The organism is Chryseobacterium koreense CCUG 49689 (assembly GCF_001045435.1).
GTDB lineage: Bacteria > Bacteroidota > Bacteroidia > Flavobacteriales > Weeksellaceae > Kaistella > Kaistella koreensis.
The window spans coordinates 54,901-72,476 of the sequence record NZ_LFNG01000001.1; the positions used below are offsets into that span (position 1 = coordinate 54,901).

General features: G+C 40.0%; 10 protein-coding genes. 9 read left to right on the top strand and 1 reads right to left on the bottom strand.

The genetic code is table 11. The features are described 5' to 3' along the window. Window positions 1-145 precede the first annotated feature (145 nt). From ychF to ACM44_RS00280, 5 genes are all read left to right on the top strand, one after another. A complete protein-coding gene (gene ychF / locus ACM44_RS00260; RefSeq protein ID WP_048498095.1) occupies window positions 146-1,237 on the top strand; it encodes a redox-regulated ATPase YchF in 1,092 nt (363 codons plus the stop codon). 236 nt (window positions 1,238-1,473) lie between these two features. Continuing rightward, on the top strand, window positions 1,474-2,229 hold the full coding sequence (locus tag ACM44_RS00265) for an SDR family NAD(P)-dependent oxidoreductase (protein ID WP_048498096.1): 756 nt from the start codon (window positions 1,474-1,476) through the stop codon (window positions 2,227-2,229). A 220-nt stretch (window positions 2,230-2,449) separates the two neighbouring features. Further along, the gene (locus tag ACM44_RS00270; RefSeq protein WP_048498097.1) at window positions 2,450-4,327 is read left to right on the top strand and encodes a DNA topoisomerase IV subunit B; all 1,878 of its coding nucleotides are present in this window, start codon (window positions 2,450-2,452) and stop codon (window positions 4,325-4,327) included. Window positions 4,328-4,341: 14 nt separating this feature from the next. Next, window positions 4,342-4,824, top strand: coding sequence for a hypothetical protein (locus tag ACM44_RS00275; protein ID WP_048498098.1), 483 nt, complete (start codon window positions 4,342-4,344; stop codon window positions 4,822-4,824). After that, window positions 4,824-7,430, top strand: a complete 2,607-nt coding sequence (locus ACM44_RS00280; RefSeq protein WP_048498099.1) for a DNA gyrase/topoisomerase IV subunit A — start codon at window positions 4,824-4,826, stop codon at window positions 7,428-7,430. Before ACM44_RS00275 ends, ACM44_RS00280 begins: the two co-directional genes overlap by 1 nt. 38 nt (window positions 7,431-7,468) lie before the next feature. Here the strand turns inward: ACM44_RS00280 and ACM44_RS00285 are convergent, their stop codons facing one another. Continuing rightward, complete coding sequence (locus ACM44_RS00285; RefSeq protein WP_048498100.1) at window positions 7,469-8,668, bottom strand: pyridoxal phosphate-dependent aminotransferase; 1,200 nt, start codon at window positions 8,666-8,668, stop codon at window positions 7,469-7,471. A 99-nt stretch (window positions 8,669-8,767) separates the two neighbouring features. Between ACM44_RS00285 and rsmG the strand changes: the two genes are divergently transcribed. The 4 genes from rsmG to dnaE all read left to right on the top strand — a co-directional run bounded on the left by rsmG (window position 8,768) and on the right by dnaE (window position 17,563). After that, window positions 8,768-9,403, top strand: coding sequence for a 16S rRNA (guanine(527)-N(7))-methyltransferase RsmG (rsmG, locus tag ACM44_RS00290; protein ID WP_048498101.1), 636 nt, complete (start codon window positions 8,768-8,770; stop codon window positions 9,401-9,403). A 51-nt stretch (window positions 9,404-9,454) separates the two neighbouring features. Beyond that, window positions 9,455-9,871, top strand: a complete 417-nt coding sequence (locus ACM44_RS00295; RefSeq protein ID WP_048498102.1) for a hypothetical protein — start codon at window positions 9,455-9,457, stop codon at window positions 9,869-9,871. Window positions 9,872-9,969: 98 nt separating this feature from the next. Then, window positions 9,970-12,702, top strand: a complete 2,733-nt coding sequence (locus ACM44_RS00300; protein ID WP_048498103.1) for a PD-(D/E)XK nuclease family protein — start codon at window positions 9,970-9,972, stop codon at window positions 12,700-12,702. 187 nt (window positions 12,703-12,889) lie between these two features. Next, window positions 12,890-17,563, top strand: coding sequence for a DNA polymerase III subunit alpha (gene dnaE, locus ACM44_RS00305; RefSeq protein WP_048498104.1), 4,674 nt, complete (start codon window positions 12,890-12,892; stop codon window positions 17,561-17,563). The last annotated feature ends 13 nt before the right edge of the window (window positions 17,564-17,576 follow it).

A 17,576-nucleotide genomic window follows, 5' to 3' on the forward strand; every position in this document is an offset into this window, starting at 1 on the left:
AATTTAATCCAAATAAATCTGCTGCGAAAAGCAGATTTTTGTTTTTAAAAACTGCGCCTAAAACACTATCTTTGCACACTTTAATTTTAACCGCAGAAACCATTCCGATAATTTTCGGTAGCAACTGCCAAATGCAATCACCAATATGAAGTGTGGAATCGTAGGTCTTCCGAATGTAGGAAAATCAACCCTTTTTAACTGTTTAAGCAATGCCAAAGCGCAATCTGCAAACTATCCCTTTTGCACGATTGAGCCCAATTTGGGAACCGTTTCCGTTCCGGATCCGCGACTTTTTGAACTTGAAAAACTGGTAAATCCGGAACGGGTTTTGCCGGCGGTTGTGGAAATCGTGGATATTGCAGGTTTGGTGAAAGGCGCTTCAAAAGGCGAAGGTCTGGGAAATCAGTTCCTGGCAAATATCCGAGAATGCGAAGCCATCATCCATGTTTTGAGATGTTTTGACAACGGGAATATTATCCACGTGGAAGGGTCGGTAGATCCGATTCGCGATAAGGAAATTATCGATATTGAACTTCAGCTAAAGGATTTGGAAACTTTAGGAAAGGCGGTTGACAAAGCCAAGAAGTTCATCAAATCGGGGAAGAAAGAAGACGTTTTAACTTATGAAACCTTGCTGAATCTGCAGAAGTTTGTGGAAGACGGTAAAAACGCCAGGGAATTTCCGGCAGATGATTTCGCGCAATCCGTGATAGACGAAGTACATTTGCTGACCAAAAAACCGGTGCTCTATGTCTGTAATGTGGACGAGAATTCCATCAAAAACGGAAATGAATGGATTCCAAAGATTGAAGAAATGGCAAAAAACGAGGGCGCAGAAGTGGTTGTTCTCGCCGCACAAATTGAAGCCGATATCAACGAACTGGAAACTTTCGAGGAAAGACAGATGTTTCTGGAGGAACTTGGGCTGGAAGAGCCCGGAGTAAACCGACTCATCCGAAAAGCATATGATTTGCTCCAGCTGCAGACTTATTTTACAGCGGGAGTGAAGGAAGTTCGTGCATGGACCATCGGAAAAGGCTGGACAGCACCGCAAGCAGCGGGAGTCATACACACCGATTTCGAAAAAGGATTTATCCGTGCGGAAGTCATTAAATATGATGATTTCGCGAAATATGGAACCGAGGCAAAAGTGAAAGAAGCTGGAAAAATGGGTGTCGAAGGAAAAGAATACATCGTTCAAGACGGCGATGTAATGCATTTTAGGTTTAACGTGTAATCAACAAGATAGTTCGGAGATATCCCTCTTCTGAATTTTTTTGTAAGATCTTATAATATCAAGCGAACAGAAATGTTCGCTTTTTTTGGTGCCAATTTTTTCTTAATCAAATGATAAAAAGACGTTAAATTGACAGACATCAACCTCTGCCGGAATTTAAGTCGCTAACTTTACAAATAGTTATTTACTGCTTATTGGAATAAATTCTTCGATGAAAATTTAAATAAATTAATCATATGAAAAAGTTAGAAAACAAAGTCGCCATTATTACGGGTGCTGGTTCAGGAATAGGAAAAGAAACCGCATTGTTGTTCGCCAAAGAAGGCGCAAAAGTAGTGGTGACCGACATCAATGAATCGCATGGAAACGCTGTGGTGGATGAAATAAAAAATAATGGCGGAGAAGCACTTTTCATAAAAGCGGATTCTTCAAATCCTGAAGATCACAAGAAACTTGTGGAAGAAACAGTAAAAGCATTCGGAAAACTGGATGTAGCTGTGAATAATGCCGGAATTGGAGGTGAAAGCAACAAAGTAGGAGACATGTCGGTAGAAGGTTGGAAAAAAGTCATTGATATCAACCTGTCCGGAGTTTTTTATGGCGTAAAATATCAAGCACCTGAAATGGTGAAAAATGGCAGTGGCAGCATCATCAATATCGCATCCATTCTTGGTCAAGTCGGTTTTGCAAATTCTGCAGGTTATGTAGCCGCCAAACATGGTGTGGTGGGACTTACCAAATCCGCAGCTTGGGAATATGCTACTGATAAGGTGCGCGTAAATGCTGTTGGTCCCGGATTTATTTATACGGGTTTGGTCAACGAGGAATCGATGGGTAAAGAAGCCCTTAATTACTTAGAAACAAAACATGCTTTCGGAAGACTTGGTGAAGCGCGGGAAGTTGCCAATCTGATTCTGTTCCTGGCTTCCGATGATGCTTCATTTATTACCGGTTCATACTATCCTGTTGATGGTGGATATTTGGCAGTATAAGCTTTAGGGAAATAAGAAAAATAAGACAGTGATTATCACTAGTGCCGCAAATGGATTTGGACATTTTGCAGCAGAAGAACCGGCTTCCAAAGGAAGTGCGGCTTTTCTTTTTGATTTTCACAAAACTTTTCCACAATATTTTAAATATAATTTTCCTTTCGCTATTTTTGTGGGTTATTGAATAAAAAAGGAGATTCCCCATTAACCGGACTACACCAATATGAGTGAAAACAATACTGTAAACTATACTGACGACAACATTAGGACCCTTGATTGGCAGGAGCACATCCGTCTTCGCCCCGGAATGTATATCGGGAAACTAGGGGATGGATCATCTGCTGACGATGGTATCTATATCTTGCTTAAAGAAATCATTGACAATTCCATAGATGAATTCGTGATGAAAGCCGGAAAAAGAATCGAAATCAAAATCGATGAAGGCAAGGCAACGATCCGTGATTTCGGGCGGGGAATTCCCCTCGGCAAAGTCGTAGACGCAGTTTCAAAAATGAATACCGGCGGAAAATACGATTCCAAGGCTTTCAAGAAATCGGTCGGTTTGAATGGAGTCGGAACCAAAGCTGTGAACGCACTTTCAGATTATTTCAAGGTAAAATCTGTGCGAGACGGAAAAATGAAAATGGCAGAATTCTCGAAAGGAATCATTACCAAAGATTACCAAGAAACGGAATCTACCGACCGAAACGGTACTGAAATCACCTTTATCCCTGATTCCACGATTTTCACCCATTTCAAATTCAGAAAGGAGTACATCGAAAAAATGCTGAAAAACTATTGTTACCTGAATCCGGGTCTGAAAATAGTTTTTAATGGCGAAACCTACTTTTCTGAAAATGGTTTAAAGGATTTATTGGAAGAAGAGCTTGAGGGCGAAATCCTGTATCCGATCATTCATTTAACCGATGAAGACATTGAGGTTGCCATCACCCATTCAGATAAATCGCAGTCTGAGACGTATTTTTCATTTGTTAATGGCCAATATACTACCCAAGGCGGTACTCACCTCAATGCTTTTCGTGAAGCTTATGTGAAAACGATCCGGGAATTCTTCAACAAAAATTTTGAAGCGGCAGATATTCGGAAATCCATCATCGCTGCGGTAGCGGTGAAAGTGATCGAACCTGTTTTCGAATCGCAGACCAAAACAAAATTGGGTTCCAACGAAATGGAGCCCGGAAAGGAAACGGTAAGAGCTTTCACAACCAATTTCCTTAAAAATAAACTAGATAATTTCCTCCATAAAAATCCGGAGATTGCGGAAGCCATCCTCAAAAAAATCATCATTTCCGAACGGGAAAGAAAAGAACTATCGGGAATTCAGAAACTGGCAAGAGAAAAAGCTAAGAAAGTATCGCTGCACAACAAAAAACTGCGCGATTGCAGACAACATTACAACGACCAGAAAGCCGACAGAAAATCTGAAACCATGATTTTCATTACGGAAGGGGATTCCGCTTCTGGGTCCATCACCAAAACCCGCGATGTGGAAACACAGGCAGTCTTTTCGCTGAAAGGTAAACCACTGAATTGTTATGGCTTGACAAAAAGGGTAGTCTATGAAAATGATGAATTCAACCTGTTGCAAGCCGCATTAAATATTGAAGATTCATTAGAGGATTTGCGCTATAACCACGTCATCATAGCGACCGATGCAGATGTGGACGGAATGCATATCCGGCTCTTGATGATTACTTTTTTCCTTCAGTTTTTTCCAGATGTGATCAGAAACGGGCATCTTTACATCCTGCAAACACCGCTGTTTAGGGTGAGGAATAAAAAAGAAACCAGATATTGCTATAATGAAGCCGAAAGGTTACTTGCACTGGAGGAACTTGGGAAAAATCCGGAAATTACTCGATTCAAAGGTTTGGGAGAAATTGACCCCGGAGAATTTAAAGTATTTATCGGAAAAGACATCCGTCTGGAACCGGTAGTTTTGGGTAAAGATCAAACCATTGACCAGCTATTAGAGTTCTACATGGGAAAAAATACGCCCGACAGACAAACTTTTATCCTGGAAAACCTGGTCGTTGAAGATCCAGATATCGATAAAAAGAAAACACTGGAAGAAGCTTAGAAACAGACCGAGAAATGAGGCTAAACAACAGCAAGAAGGCAAAATTTTTTTATTTCTTAAGTTCATTGATTTTGATGACCTTGTTTCTGGGTGCCGCATTTTTTGTTTTAGAACAATATCGTTTTTATATTTTAGGGTGGAAAAGCGTATTGCTTATCATAATTCCTGCCTTACTTGCCCTGATTTTCATTTTCAGTGGAAGACAGATATTTGAATATGATAGCGATGGCGAAGCTTTGAACTTCAGAAATAGAAATGTGTTGACCTTCTTCAATAAACCGGTTCGGGACGAATTCCCGAAATATAAACTTTTACAATATGAGTTTGTTAATATATTAATATTTAAACGGTTATACATTACCATTTCAAGCAAAAAAAACAATTTAATCATACTCAAATATGATGTTTCTTATCTTACCGGCAAAGAATTAAAGGATTTGAAATTTTCATTAAGTAAAGTCATTAAAGCTAATCAAGAAAGAGAGAAAAATAGTTGATGGAAGAACAAGAAAATCCGCAAGGAGAATCACTGAAAAAAGTTTCAGGCCTATACAGGGACTGGTTTTTGGATTATGCATCGTACGTAATTTTGGATCGTGCGATTCCCTCCATTTATGACGGTTTCAAACCGGTACAGCGCAGAATTATGCATTCCATGCGCGAATTGGAAGATGGCCGATACAACAAAGTAGCGAATATTGTCGGGAATACCATGAAGTACCATCCACACGGAGATGCTTCCATTACCGACGCCATGGTGCAGATTGGTCAAAAAGAACTTTTGATCGATACCCAGGGAAACTGGGGAAATATCTACACCGGGGATTCCGCCGCCGCTGCGAGATACATCGAAGCAAGACTAACCCCTTTCGCTATGGAGGTGGTTTTCAATCCAAAGACAACGGCGTGGGTAAAATCCTATGATGGCAGAAATAATGAGCCGATCGACCTTCCAGTAAAATTTCCGCTGCTTTTAGCACAGGGAGTTGAAGGAATTGGCGTAGGACTTTCCACGAAAATTATGCCCCACAACTTCATCGAGCTGGTCAATGCTTCGATTTTATATCTGAAGGGCAAAAAGTTTGAACTGTTCCCGGATTTTCAAACAGGTGGAATGCTGGATGTTTCCAACTACAACGACGGAGAACGGGGCGGCAAAATCCGTGCAAGAGCCAGAATCATCCAAAAGGACAAACACACACTTTGCATTAACGAGCTTCCTTTCGGGAAAAATACCGGTGATTTGATCGATTCCATCATTAAAGCCAATGAAAAAGGAAAGATCAAAATCAAGAAAATCGAGGACAACACCTCTGACCAGGTGGAAATCAACATCCTGCTGAACAACGACGTGTCGCCGGATAAAACGATTGATGCACTTTATGCGTTTACGGATTGCGAAATCCCGATCTCACCGAATGCATGCGTAATTGTGGGCGACAAACCGGAATTCCTTTCCGTTTCAGAGATTTTAAGACGAAATACCGACCACACCGTTTCTTTGCTTAAAAAAGAGCTTGAAATCGAGCTTCATGAACTCCAGGAAAACTGGCATTTTTCTTCATTGGAACGGATCTTTATCGAGAACAGAATTTATCACGATATCGAGGAAGTAAAATCTTGGGAAGAGGTAATCAAAACCATCGACAACGGATTGAAACCGCACACAAAGCATCTTTTGAGAGCGGTTACCGAAGAAGACATTACCCGATTGACCGAAATCCGCATCAAGCGAATTTCCCGTTTTGATCTGGACAAATTCAAAGAAAATATTCTGGCACTGGAAGGAAAAATAGAGCAGGTAAAACATCATCTTGCCAATTTAATAGCTTATGCCATTGATTATTACACCAATATTTTAAAGAAATACGGAAAAGGTAAAGAACGAAAAACAGAATTGAGAATTTTTGACACCATCGATGCTACGAAAGTTGCGGTGGCAAACGAAAAATTCTACGTGAACCGGGAAGAAGGCTTCATCGGAACTTCTCTGAAAAAAGACGAATACCTTTTCGACTGTTCAGATATTGACGACATCATCACCTTCCAAAAAGATGGAACCATGAAAGTGGTAAAAGTGGAAGCAAAAACCTTTATCGGAAAAAATATCGAGCATGTCGCGGTGTGGAAGAAAAATGATAAACGCACTGTTTATAACATGATTTATCGCGAAGGAAGAGACGGACCTTATTACATGAAGCGTTTTTCGGTAACCGGTGTGACCAGAAATACGGACTACAAATTGGCTTCAGACAAAAAAGGTTCTGAAATGCTGTATTTCTCTGCAAATCCAAATGGTGAAGCAGAATTGGTAACCGTCCTCCTGAAACCCAATGCCAGAATCAGAAAGAACAAAATCGATATCGATTTCAGTGAATTGGCGATTAAGGGCCGAGATTCCAAAGGAAATCTGGTGACCAAATATGCGGTGAAAAAGGTGGATCTAAAAGAAGAGGGACTCTCTACTTTGGCGCCAAGAAAAATCTGGTTTGACGATACGGTGCGAAGATTGAATGCCGATTCCCGGGGAACTTTGCTCGGAACTTTCAAGGGCGACGATAAAATCCTGACCATCAATTCACAAGGCGAAGCCAAATTGGTCACATTCGATTTGAGCAACCGATTTGATGACGAATATCTCATCCTGGAAAAGTGGAATCCCGAACAACCCATTACCTGTATTTATTTCGACGGCGAAAAAGGAATCTATTTCATCAAGCGATTTTTGTTGGAAAACAACACCAATGTTCAAAACTTCATGCCTTCCGAACATCCCAAATCGTTCATTGAAAATGTGATTGTGGCGAATAATTCCACCGCGGAAATTATTTTTGCCAAAGACAAAGGAAAAGAGAAAGAACCAGAAATCATCAATATTGACGAATTCATCGGCGTGAAAGGAATCAAGGCGATTGGAAACCAATTTGTTAAGGAAAAGGTAAAGGCAATCAACATCTCCATTCCGGAACCTGAAGAGGAAATCAATCCCGGGTATGATGAGGCGGAATCCACTGAAGGATCTATTTCATCCATTGATTCCGGCGAGAAAGACGAGGATTTCCCGGAAGAGGGCACGATCGGAAGTTTGTTTGATGAGGAATAGCTTTGTTAGCGCTTATAGCGCTAACAACGCTAAATAATTTACCCAATCCTCACATTTTCCAGACATTCCTTCAATCGTCTCATCGCCTCCCGAAGATTTTCCTCCGAAGTGGCATAGGAAAAACGGATACAGTGCGGATTCCCAAACGAAACTCCGCCCACTGTTCCCACATGCGCTTCATCCAAAAGGAACATCGCAAAATCATCAGCATCTTTGATGAAAGTTCCATTCAGCGTTTTGCCGCAATAATAGGAGATATCCGGGAAAAAGTAAAAAGCCGCTTTGGGATAATTGACCTTGAAATGGGGAACCTCTTTCAGCAAATCATAAACGATTTCCCTGCGTTTTCCAAATTCCTTAATCATGTAGTCGTATTCAGAAGGATTGGTTCTTAATGCGGGTACAGAAGCTTTTTGAGCCACCGTGTTCGGTCCTGAAGTCATCTGTCCCTGGATTTTTTCGCAAGCTTCGGCCAACCAATTCGGGCAGGCTGAATAACCGATTCTCCAACCGGTCATCGCAAAAGCCTTGGACATTCCGTTGATCACCGCAGTTTGCTCATAAACCTGCGGAAATTCTGCGATCGAAGTATGCTTTCCCTCATAATTGATTCTTTCATAAATTTCGTCGGAAATAATGGTGATATGTGGATATCTTGCAATCACATTCGCTATTTTTTCAAGCTCTTCATGCGTGTAGAAACTTCCGGAAGGATTGCACGGAGAAGAATAGAGGAGTGCCTTTGTCTTCGGCGTGATCGCATTTTCCAACTGTTCCGCGGTCATCTTAAAATCCGTTTCGATGGAGGTTTCCACAAAAACAGATGTTCCGCCCATCATTTTCACCATTTCGTCGTAACTCACCCAGTACGGAGCGGGAAGAATCACCTCGTCGCCGTCATTAATGATGGAAGCCAAAACATTCAGAATCGATTGTTTGGCACCGTTTGAAACACAGATTTGTTTCGGAAGGTATTCCAGGTTATGATCTCGTTTCAATTTTTCACAAACCGCCTCCCTTAAATCCAAAAATCCCGGAACAGGGGAGTAGTGGCTGAAATTATTGTCAATGGCGTCAAAAGCGGCCTTTTTAATGTTTTCCGGAACATCGAAATCGGGTTCCCCCAAAGTCAAACTGATCACATTGATTCCTTTTGCCTTCATCTCTCGAACTTTGTTGCTCATCACGAAAGTTTGTGAAAAACTCATCCTCTGCAACCGCTCTGAATATTTTTCCATAAGTTATTTTAAATGTTCTCAAAGGTAATTTCTTTTTTTAAGTTTTCAAAACCATGAAATATAGTTTCATTTATTTAATTTTGCCGCAAATCCACAGAAATGTCCGCACAACTCATCGAAAAATATTTCCCCGAGCTTTCCGAAGAACAAAAAATCCAGTTTCAAAAATTAGGAAAATTGTACTCGGAATGGAATGAAAAAATAAATGTCATTTCCAGAAAAGACATGGATTCCCTCTATGAAAAACACGTGCTACATTCCCTCGGGATCGCAAAATTGATGGAATTCGCACCCGGAACAAAAGTATTGGATATTGGTACCGGCGGAGGTTTTCCCGGAATTCCATTGGCCATTCTTTTTCCCGAAGTACAGTTTACGCTGATCGATTCCATTGGAAAGAAAATCACCGTCGTAAAATCGGTTGCGGAAGAATTAGGTCTAAAAAATGTCATCGCAATTCATGGAAGGGCTGAAAGCCTGAAAGAGAAATTTCATTTCGTCGTCAGTCGCGCAGTAACTCAGATGCCGGTTTTCCTTCGGTGGCTAAAGGGAAAATTCGAAAAAGAACAGTTTAATCCAAAGCACAACGGAGTCCTTTATTTGAAAGGCGGCGATTTGGCGGAAGAATTGGCGGGACTGAAAGCAGAAATCTTCAATCTGAAAAATATTTTTGAAGGCGAATTTTTTGAAACCAAGAAAGTCGTATATTTATCAAAAGGGAATTTCAATTCATAATTTTTTACAATAACTCCATATTTTTTTTCGTTTTAATAAAAATTTGAACCAATGAAAAAGACCACTTTATTTGCTATTCCTCTTCTCGCGGCACTTTTTCTTAGCAGCTGCAAGGATGACCGGATGGGAGACGAAGTAAAAAGCATCGACCCCGTAAAAATAGACAGCGTGAACATTCCGAAAGATTCTATGGCGGTAACTTCCACTATGAAGATTTGGACTTATTCCAATTTGCAGTCAAAATGTGAAGGTTTTTATGGCTATGACTACATCCATGTGGATGAGTTTACCCGAAATGTAACTTCCTACAAATTCAAAACCGACGCGCAATGTGGCGACCAAGTCACCCGTTATCAGGAAATTAGATTCCAACCGCAAAAAGTGGGAAACTACACCTTTAAATTCTGGAACGGAAAAGATTCCGGCGGACAAAACGTTTGGATTCAGAAAAATATCAAAGTTTACTAGATCATTCATTCAAAATATTATTTTGCAAGGCATTAGGAAAATTTTATTCCTGATGTTTTTTTGCGTTAAATTCCGTATTTTTCAGTTTTAAAATAACTATGAAATTTCTCAGCAAGATTATCACCGAACTCCTGCACCAAAATAAGGATTTATCGACTTTCGATTTCGTTCTTCCCGGGAAAAGACCAATCGTCTTTATCAAAGAAATTCTGAAAGAAAAGAAATATCAAGGATTTCTGCCAAACTTTTTCACCATTGAAGATTTGATTAAGGAAATCTCCGGAAAGCAGCATTTCCAGGGAATCGGATTGTGGCTGTTCGCTTTCGAAATCTATCGGGAAATCCAGCCATCAGAAGATTTTGCCGGTTTTTTGAAATGGTTTCCCACGATCGCTAAAGATTGGGATGACATGCTGAAATTTTCAGAAAGTGACAAAGCCGTTTTGGAATACATGTTTGATGAAGAAAGAATCAAAAACTGGTCTGAAAATCTGGGAGATTCTGAAGATTCCGCAAGAAAGAGGTTCCTCAATTTTTGGCAGAAAATGAATTTGTTTCTGCCTTTATTAAAGTCAAAATTACAGGAAGAAAATCTAGCCACATCGGGAATGATACACGAATCTGCAAAGAGCAAGATTGAGCATTTCGCAAATGAAACGCATCGAAAATTTGTTTTTTGTGGATTCAATGCCTTTACTCCCGTAGAAGAAAAGCTGGTCCGAAACCTGCTTCAGCAAAACAAAGCTCACTGTTTTTTCCAAGCTGATGAATATTATGTCAATGACGAAAGACAAGAAGCCGGAAAATTTCTGAGGGAAATCAAAACCTGGAAGGAATTCAATGACAGCAGACATTTCCATTGGATTGAAAATGACTTTAGCCAACCGAAAGACATCAAAATCTACGAAGTTTCCGGAAATATTACCCAAACAAAAGTACTGCCCAAAATCTTCGAACAGTTATCTGACCATGATCTTTCCAAAACCGCGGTGATCCTTCTGGATGAAAACCTTTTACCTGCAAGTTTAGACGCATTGAGCACCGTTCCACATTTGAATATCACCATGGGTTTTCCGCTGAAGAACTTAAGTTTCAGCAATGCCATGAAAAATCTGTTTTACCTTCAAAAACAGCTGGAGAAAAAGGATTCATCCTATTATTACAAAGATGTTCTCGCCATTTTGGAGGAAATCCCGAATGATGAAATCGATGCTGCAATTATTGCTAAGTTCAAATCGGTCATTGAAGAGAGAAACATCGTCTATATTTCGAAAAATCAGTTTGGCGAGCTGCTTTCCGAGGTTTCTTATTTTAATCTTTTGATTAAGCCAACATCTTCTGATGCATTTTTGAATCAGATAATTGCGTTTTGCAACCAATTGAAATTCCGGGAAATAGACGACATTTTGTACGAAAATATTGCTCATTTCGAAAAGAGTTTTAAAATCATCAAAAACCAAATCCGACCTTATTCATTCGCCATCAAAATGGAGACATTGGAGGTTTTAATCAATCAGTTGGTGAATGCCGAAACCATTGATTTTAAGGGTGAACCGCTTCGTGGTTTGCAGGTGATGGGACTTTTGGAATCCCGGCTTTTGAATTTTGAAAACATCATTTTGCTTTCGGTCAATGAGGGAAAACTCCCGCTTGGGAACTCGCAAAACACCTATATTCCTTTTGATGTACGACAACATTTTGGCCTGCATACTTTCTTGGAAAACGACAGCATTTATGCCTATCATTTTTACCGGTTGATTCAGGATTCCAAAAAAGTGTTTCTGCTTTATAACGCATTGAGTTCCGGTGTAAACATAGGCGAACAAAGCCGGTTCATTACCCAATTGGAAATCGAAGATCATTTTCATGACCTCAAAAAAGTGGTGATTGAAAATACTTCTGAACCGATTAACCAGCAGCCGATGACCATTGAAAAAACCGCTGCAGTACTGGAAAAATTACAGGATTGGAAATCAAGGGTTTCAGCGTCTCATTTGAATTCCTTCATCTATAATCCGATTGATTTCTATTTGACCAAAATTCTGCAAACCAAAGAAAGTGTAGAAATTGAAGAAGAACTTTCACAAAGAAATTATGGAAGTTTGGTGCATTTTACCCTGCAATTTATTTATAAAGAATTTATTGGTAAAAAATTGTCTGCTAATGATTTAGAGCTTTCAACCGAAGCGATTAATGAAGCTATGGAAAAAGCGATTTTGGAACTGAAACACCAACCTGAGTTTTACGAAAGGGGAATGAATTACATCCACAAATCCATTGCGGAAAGGGTAGTGAGAAACATATTGGATTTTGACAAAAAACTGATAGAATCTGGAAATACTTTGGAAATCATCGATGTGGAAGGAAATTTTGACCAAATTCAATTTTATCTGGATGATCAAAAATCGGATGCCGTGAAATTCTATGGATTCATAGACCGAATCGACCGCGTGAATGGAAATTTGCGAATCATCGATTTTAAAACTGCAAAAACAAAAAACCTTTCGATCAAATCGCCGAAAAATGAAGATGAGGACGAGAAATTGCGGCAGCTTTTTCTGCGGGAGGATTACAAACAGGCGATGCAGCTTTCGATTTATGCCTATTCTGTTTTGAATAATGAAAAAATGCTTGATCATTCTGTTCAGTGCGGAATCTGGAGTTTTGCGGAAGTGAGCAAAGGCGTTCAGAATCTGACGGTTTTCGGGGAATCCCAAATCACCAAAACCATTCTGGAAACTCCCATGGAATCGGTGAAAAATGTGATATTGAAAATACTTGATCCCCATGAAAATTTTGTTGAGAATGAAAAACAAAGATGGAATGGTTAAGCAATTGACTTTCCAATTTTTAACCTGGATTTCTAATCGAAATGTGGAAAACCCGATTTTTTTTTAATCCTTTTTTCAGCTATTTTTACCAATTAATAGACAACTTTTGAAGGATTCGAACAGGTTTTATCTCAGTTGATTAAAACCTTGATCTGATGCTTTTTACCAGCTTTTTGGCTCATCAATTATGTATTTAATATTCGACACCGAAACCACCGGTTTACCTAAAAATTTCAATGCTCCGTTAACCGATTCCGAGAATTGGCCCAGAATGGTGCAGATTGCTTGGCAACTTCATGATAAAGATGGAAATCTCCTGGAAAATCAGGATTATATCATCAAACCCGAAGGATTCGACATTCCTTTCAAAGCCTCTCGAATTCATGGAATTTCCACCAAATTAGCCAATGAGGAAGGTCATGATTTAAAGGTGGTTCTGGAGGAATTTCAGGAAGTTTTAAAGAAGGCTGAAATTGTTGCGGGACACAATATCGATTTCGACTACAAAATCGTGGGAGCCGAATTTTTTAGGAAAGATTTGGAAAATACTTTGGCCAAAATTCCTGCGGCAGACACCATGCAAATGAGTACCGAATTTTGCCAACTTCCAGGTGGAAAAGGCGGAAAATTCAAATCTCCGAAACTGCAGGAACTCTTCAAAATATTATTCAAAGAGGAATTTGATGAAGCGCACAACGCTGCAGCAGACGTGAACGCAACCGCGCAGATTTTCTTCGAAATGATGAGGATTGGACTTTTTCCGGCATCCAACCTGAAAATTTCTGAGGATGAATTACAACATTTCATTAAATCTCATCCAAATCCGTTCAAGCCGTTTCCAATCATTATTCGAAGGCAAGTTGCAGCTTCGAAAAAGAAAAAAACCGTAGATTTCGGCGATACCGATGAAGTGGATTTGGGTGATTATTTCAATTTTCACAACCACAGCATTTATTCCTCATTGCAAGCTTCGACCAATATTTCGGACCTCTTGGAAAAAGCCAAAAAAAATAATTTTCCCGCTATTGGAATTGTGGATTTGGGAAATATGATGGGTGCTTTTAAATTTATTTCTGAAGTGGAGAACTGGAATGCTGAGTGCAAAAAGTTCAATGAAACCTACGAAACTGAAAAAGACAAGGAGCGAAGCGAAGAAGAGGAGAGCTACTTTCAAAAAAATAAAGCCAAATTTTTAGGTCAGAAATATGATTTCATTCCGATCGTGGGATCAGAATTCTACATTTCCGACCGACCGGAACAAAAACAGTTTACCAAAGACGATCCGGACCGAAGAACCAATGTGGTGCTGCTGGCAAAAAATTTCAATGGCTATAAAAACCTTACCAAACTGTCGAGTTTAGGCTATGTAAATGGTTTCTATTTTGGCGTTCCCAGAATTTCAAAAGCGATGATTGCCGAGTACAAAGAAGACCTGATCGCTTTGACCGCGGGAACCAACGGCGACGTACCGGACACGATCCTGGAATATGGTGAACAGAAAGGGGAGGAAGTTTTCAAATGGTGGAAAGTAACTTTTGGCGAAGATTTTTATGTCCAGATTCAAAACCATGAAGTGGACGAAGAAGACCATTTGAACGAGGTTTTACTGGAATTTGCAGATAAATACCAGGTGAAAATCCTCGCCCAAAATGAAACCTTCTACACCGAAAAAGAAGATGCCCATATTCAAGATATCCTTTACTGCATCAAAGATGGCGAAAAACTTTCATCCCCTATTGGAAAAGGTTTTGGAAAGAGGAGAGGACTTCCCACCACCGAATTTTACATGAAGGATGAAGCGGAACTAAAACAAACTTTCCGTGCTTTTCCAGATGCGTTCGAAGCATACACAGAGTTTTTGGCGAAGTTTGAACCTTATCGTTTGAAACGTGATGTGCTGCTTCCCGAGTTTGATATTCCTGAAAAATTCCGTTCGGAAGAGGATCAAATCGACCACGGAAAAAGGGGAGAAAATGCCTATTTGAGGGATTTGACTTACGAAGGTGCGAAAAAAAGATATGGCGAGATTAGCGATGCCATCAGGGAAAGATTAGATTTTGAATTAGAGGTGATTGCGAACACCGGATACCCTGGTTATTTTCTCATTGTGCAGGATTTTTGCAAACAGGCAAGAGAAATGGGAGTCTGGGTTGGTCCAGGTCGTGGTTCTGCAGCAGGTTCCGCGGTTGCTTACTGCATTGGAATTACCAATGTGGATCCGATAAAATATGACCTCCTTTTTGAGCGATTCCTAAATCCGGAAAGGATTTCCATGCCCGATATCGATATTGATTTTGATGATGAAGGACGGGACAAAATCATCAAATGGGTAGTAGATAAATACGGAAAAAGCAATGTGGCTCAAATCATTACGTATTCAGTACTCGGTGGGAAATCTGCAATTAAGGATGCGGGAAGGGTGCTGGATGTTTCCATTCCAGAAACCAACAATATCGCAAAATTAATCCCATCAACTCCGGGAATGAACATTGCGAAAGCATTATCAAAATTTGAGAAATTAAGTCCTGAAGATAAAACCCTGGTTCAGGAAATGAAAGATATTCTGGAACATCCAGATCCGGACGATGAACGGTTCAAAGTACTTTCTGCCGCCCAAAAAATGGAGGGGTGCATTCGAAATACCGGAATTCATGCATGTGGAGTCATCATTACACCTGAAGATATTTCGAATCTGGTTCCCATTACGATCGCTTCGAAAGACGCTGATATTTTGGTTTCGCAGTTCGACAACTCCGTAGCGGAAAGTGCCGGACTTTTGAAGATGGATTTCTTGGGTTTAAGGACTTTGACCATCATTAAACACGCCGTTCGCCTCATTAAGCAAAAACATGGTATTGAAATCGACATCGACAAAATTCCACTCACCGATGCCAAAACCTATCAGCTGTTCAAAGAGGGGAGAACCATTGGAATATTCCAGTATGAAAGTCCGGGAATGCAGAAGTACATGCGGGAACTCAAACCGACTGATTTTTCGGATTTGATTGCAATGAACGCACTTTACAGACCGGGACCGATCAAATATATTCCAAATTTCATTAACCGAAAACATGGTTTGGAAGAAGTTGTTTACGACTTGAAAGAAACCGAAGAGTATCTGAAAGAAACCTATGGAATCACGGTTTATCAGGAACAGGTGATGTTGCTTTCGCAAAAACTAGCCAACTTTACCAAAGGTGAAGCAGACACCTTGAGAAAAGCGATGGGTAAAAAGCAGAAAGCGGTTTTGGACAAAATGTACCCGAAATTTATCGAAGGGGGAAAAAGCAATAATCTGGATGAAGAAAAACTCAACAAAATCTGGAAAGATTGGGAAGCGTTTGCCGAATATGCGTTCAATAAATCGCACTCCACCTGTTATGCGTTGATTGCTTACCAAACTGCTTATCTAAAAGCAAATTATCCGGCGGAATATATGGCGAGTGTGATGAGTAACAACATTAATAATACGTCTCAAATCACTTTGTTCATGGAAGATTGCCAAAATATGGGGGTGGATGTTTTAGGCCCCGATGTGAATGAATCCCAATATGAATTTGCGGTAAACGAAAAAGGGCAAATCCGTTTTGGTTTGGGCGCGATCAAAGGAATTGGTGAAGGTCCAAGTGAAGCGATCGTGGAAGCGAGAAAGAATGAGCGGTTCAAAAACATCTACGATTTCTTTGAAAAAGTTCCAAGTTCTCAAATCAACAAAAGGGTAGCGGAAAGTTTAGTTTTCGCAGGTGCTTTTGACGAAGTGGACAAATATCACCGCGCACAGTATTTCGACATCGATAATTCCGGAAAAACCAATATAGAAAGGCTTTTGAAGTATGGGCAAAGTTTTCAGGAAGGTAAAAATGAAATTGAAAATTCATTGTTTGCTGATTTTGCGGATGAAGTGCAAATCGAGCAACCAAAAATCAATCCGGCTCCTGAATGGCAGAATCTAAACAAACTCAACAAGGAAAAGGAAATTATCGGGTTTTATCTTTCGGCGCATCCGCTTGATGAATACAAATTCCAATATCAATTCATTCAGGGCGCTTTGGCGAAGAAAGAAATTTTGGAAGGTAAGAAGGATGATTTGGATGTTTTGGAAAAAGTGATTTTAGCGGTTGATGCTACTGAACAGAGCGATATTGATCAGGATTTGATAGATGTTCCGCTTGAAATAGCTGATGAAGATGAGGCAATCATTGAAGAACCTATAAAAAATATTGAACCAAAAGGAAGCTTCAATTTCCTGAACCTTAATGAGGTAGAAGCTTTCAAAGACACCGTATTTGGCAAGCAACCGGATTTATTTTCTGATGAAAAGTTGACCTGGAAAGAAAAACAAGCCCTCAGAAATAATGCACCAGAATACATGGTCGCAGGAATGGTGACAGAATACACCGTGCGAGACGGCAAAAACAGCGGCGAAAAAGTGGCATTCATAACACTGGAAGATTACAGCGGAAGTTACGGTTTCCGACTTGGAGACAGAGATTATATGAGGTTGCGCGATAAAATCGATGTGCAGCGTTTCGTCATTTTCAAGATCAAGTTTTCCCAATCAAAAGACGGCAGAGTGTTTGTGAATGTTGCGGAAGTCATCGATTTGAAAGAGGCTTTTGACAAATTTGCGAAAAGTATATCGGTGGTGGTCAATATCCAAGATCTGCGCAAAGACGACATCACTTTCTTCAAAAATATCATGGATGAAAGCAAAGGTGAGCAAAAATTGCAGTTTTATGTGAAAAATCCTGAAGATAACAGTCATATCGAACTCCGATCGCTCAAAAGCAACGTGAACATCAATGGCGAGTTGCTGCAAATCTTCAATGTGGAAAGCAAATACCAGATTTATTTGAACTAGGGATTTTTAAATC

Bases quoted from the DNA above. Each gene is read 5' to 3' on its own strand.
- ychF (WP_048498095.1), top strand. From the start codon at position 146: ATGAAGTGTGGAATCGTAGGTCTTCCGAATGTAGGAAAATCAACCCTT.
- ACM44_RS00265 (WP_048498096.1), top strand. From the start codon at position 1,474: ATGAAAAAGTTAGAAAACAAAGTCGCCATTATTACGGGTGCTGGTTCA.
- ACM44_RS00270 (WP_048498097.1), top strand. From the start codon at position 2,450: ATGAGTGAAAACAATACTGTAAACTATACTGACGACAACATTAGGACC.
- ACM44_RS00275 (WP_048498098.1), top strand. From the start codon at position 4,342: ATGAGGCTAAACAACAGCAAGAAGGCAAAATTTTTTTATTTCTTAAGT.
- ACM44_RS00280 (WP_048498099.1), top strand. From the start codon at position 4,824: ATGGAAGAACAAGAAAATCCGCAAGGAGAATCACTGAAAAAAGTTTCA.
- ACM44_RS00285 (WP_048498100.1), bottom strand. From the start codon at position 8,668: ATGGAAAAATATTCAGAGCGGTTGCAGAGGATGAGTTTTTCACAAACT.
- rsmG (WP_048498101.1), top strand. From the start codon at position 8,768: ATGTCCGCACAACTCATCGAAAAATATTTCCCCGAGCTTTCCGAAGAA.
- ACM44_RS00295 (WP_048498102.1), top strand. From the start codon at position 9,455: ATGAAAAAGACCACTTTATTTGCTATTCCTCTTCTCGCGGCACTTTTT.
- ACM44_RS00300 (WP_048498103.1), top strand. From the start codon at position 9,970: ATGAAATTTCTCAGCAAGATTATCACCGAACTCCTGCACCAAAATAAG.
- dnaE (WP_048498104.1), top strand. From the start codon at position 12,890: ATGTATTTAATATTCGACACCGAAACCACCGGTTTACCTAAAAATTTC.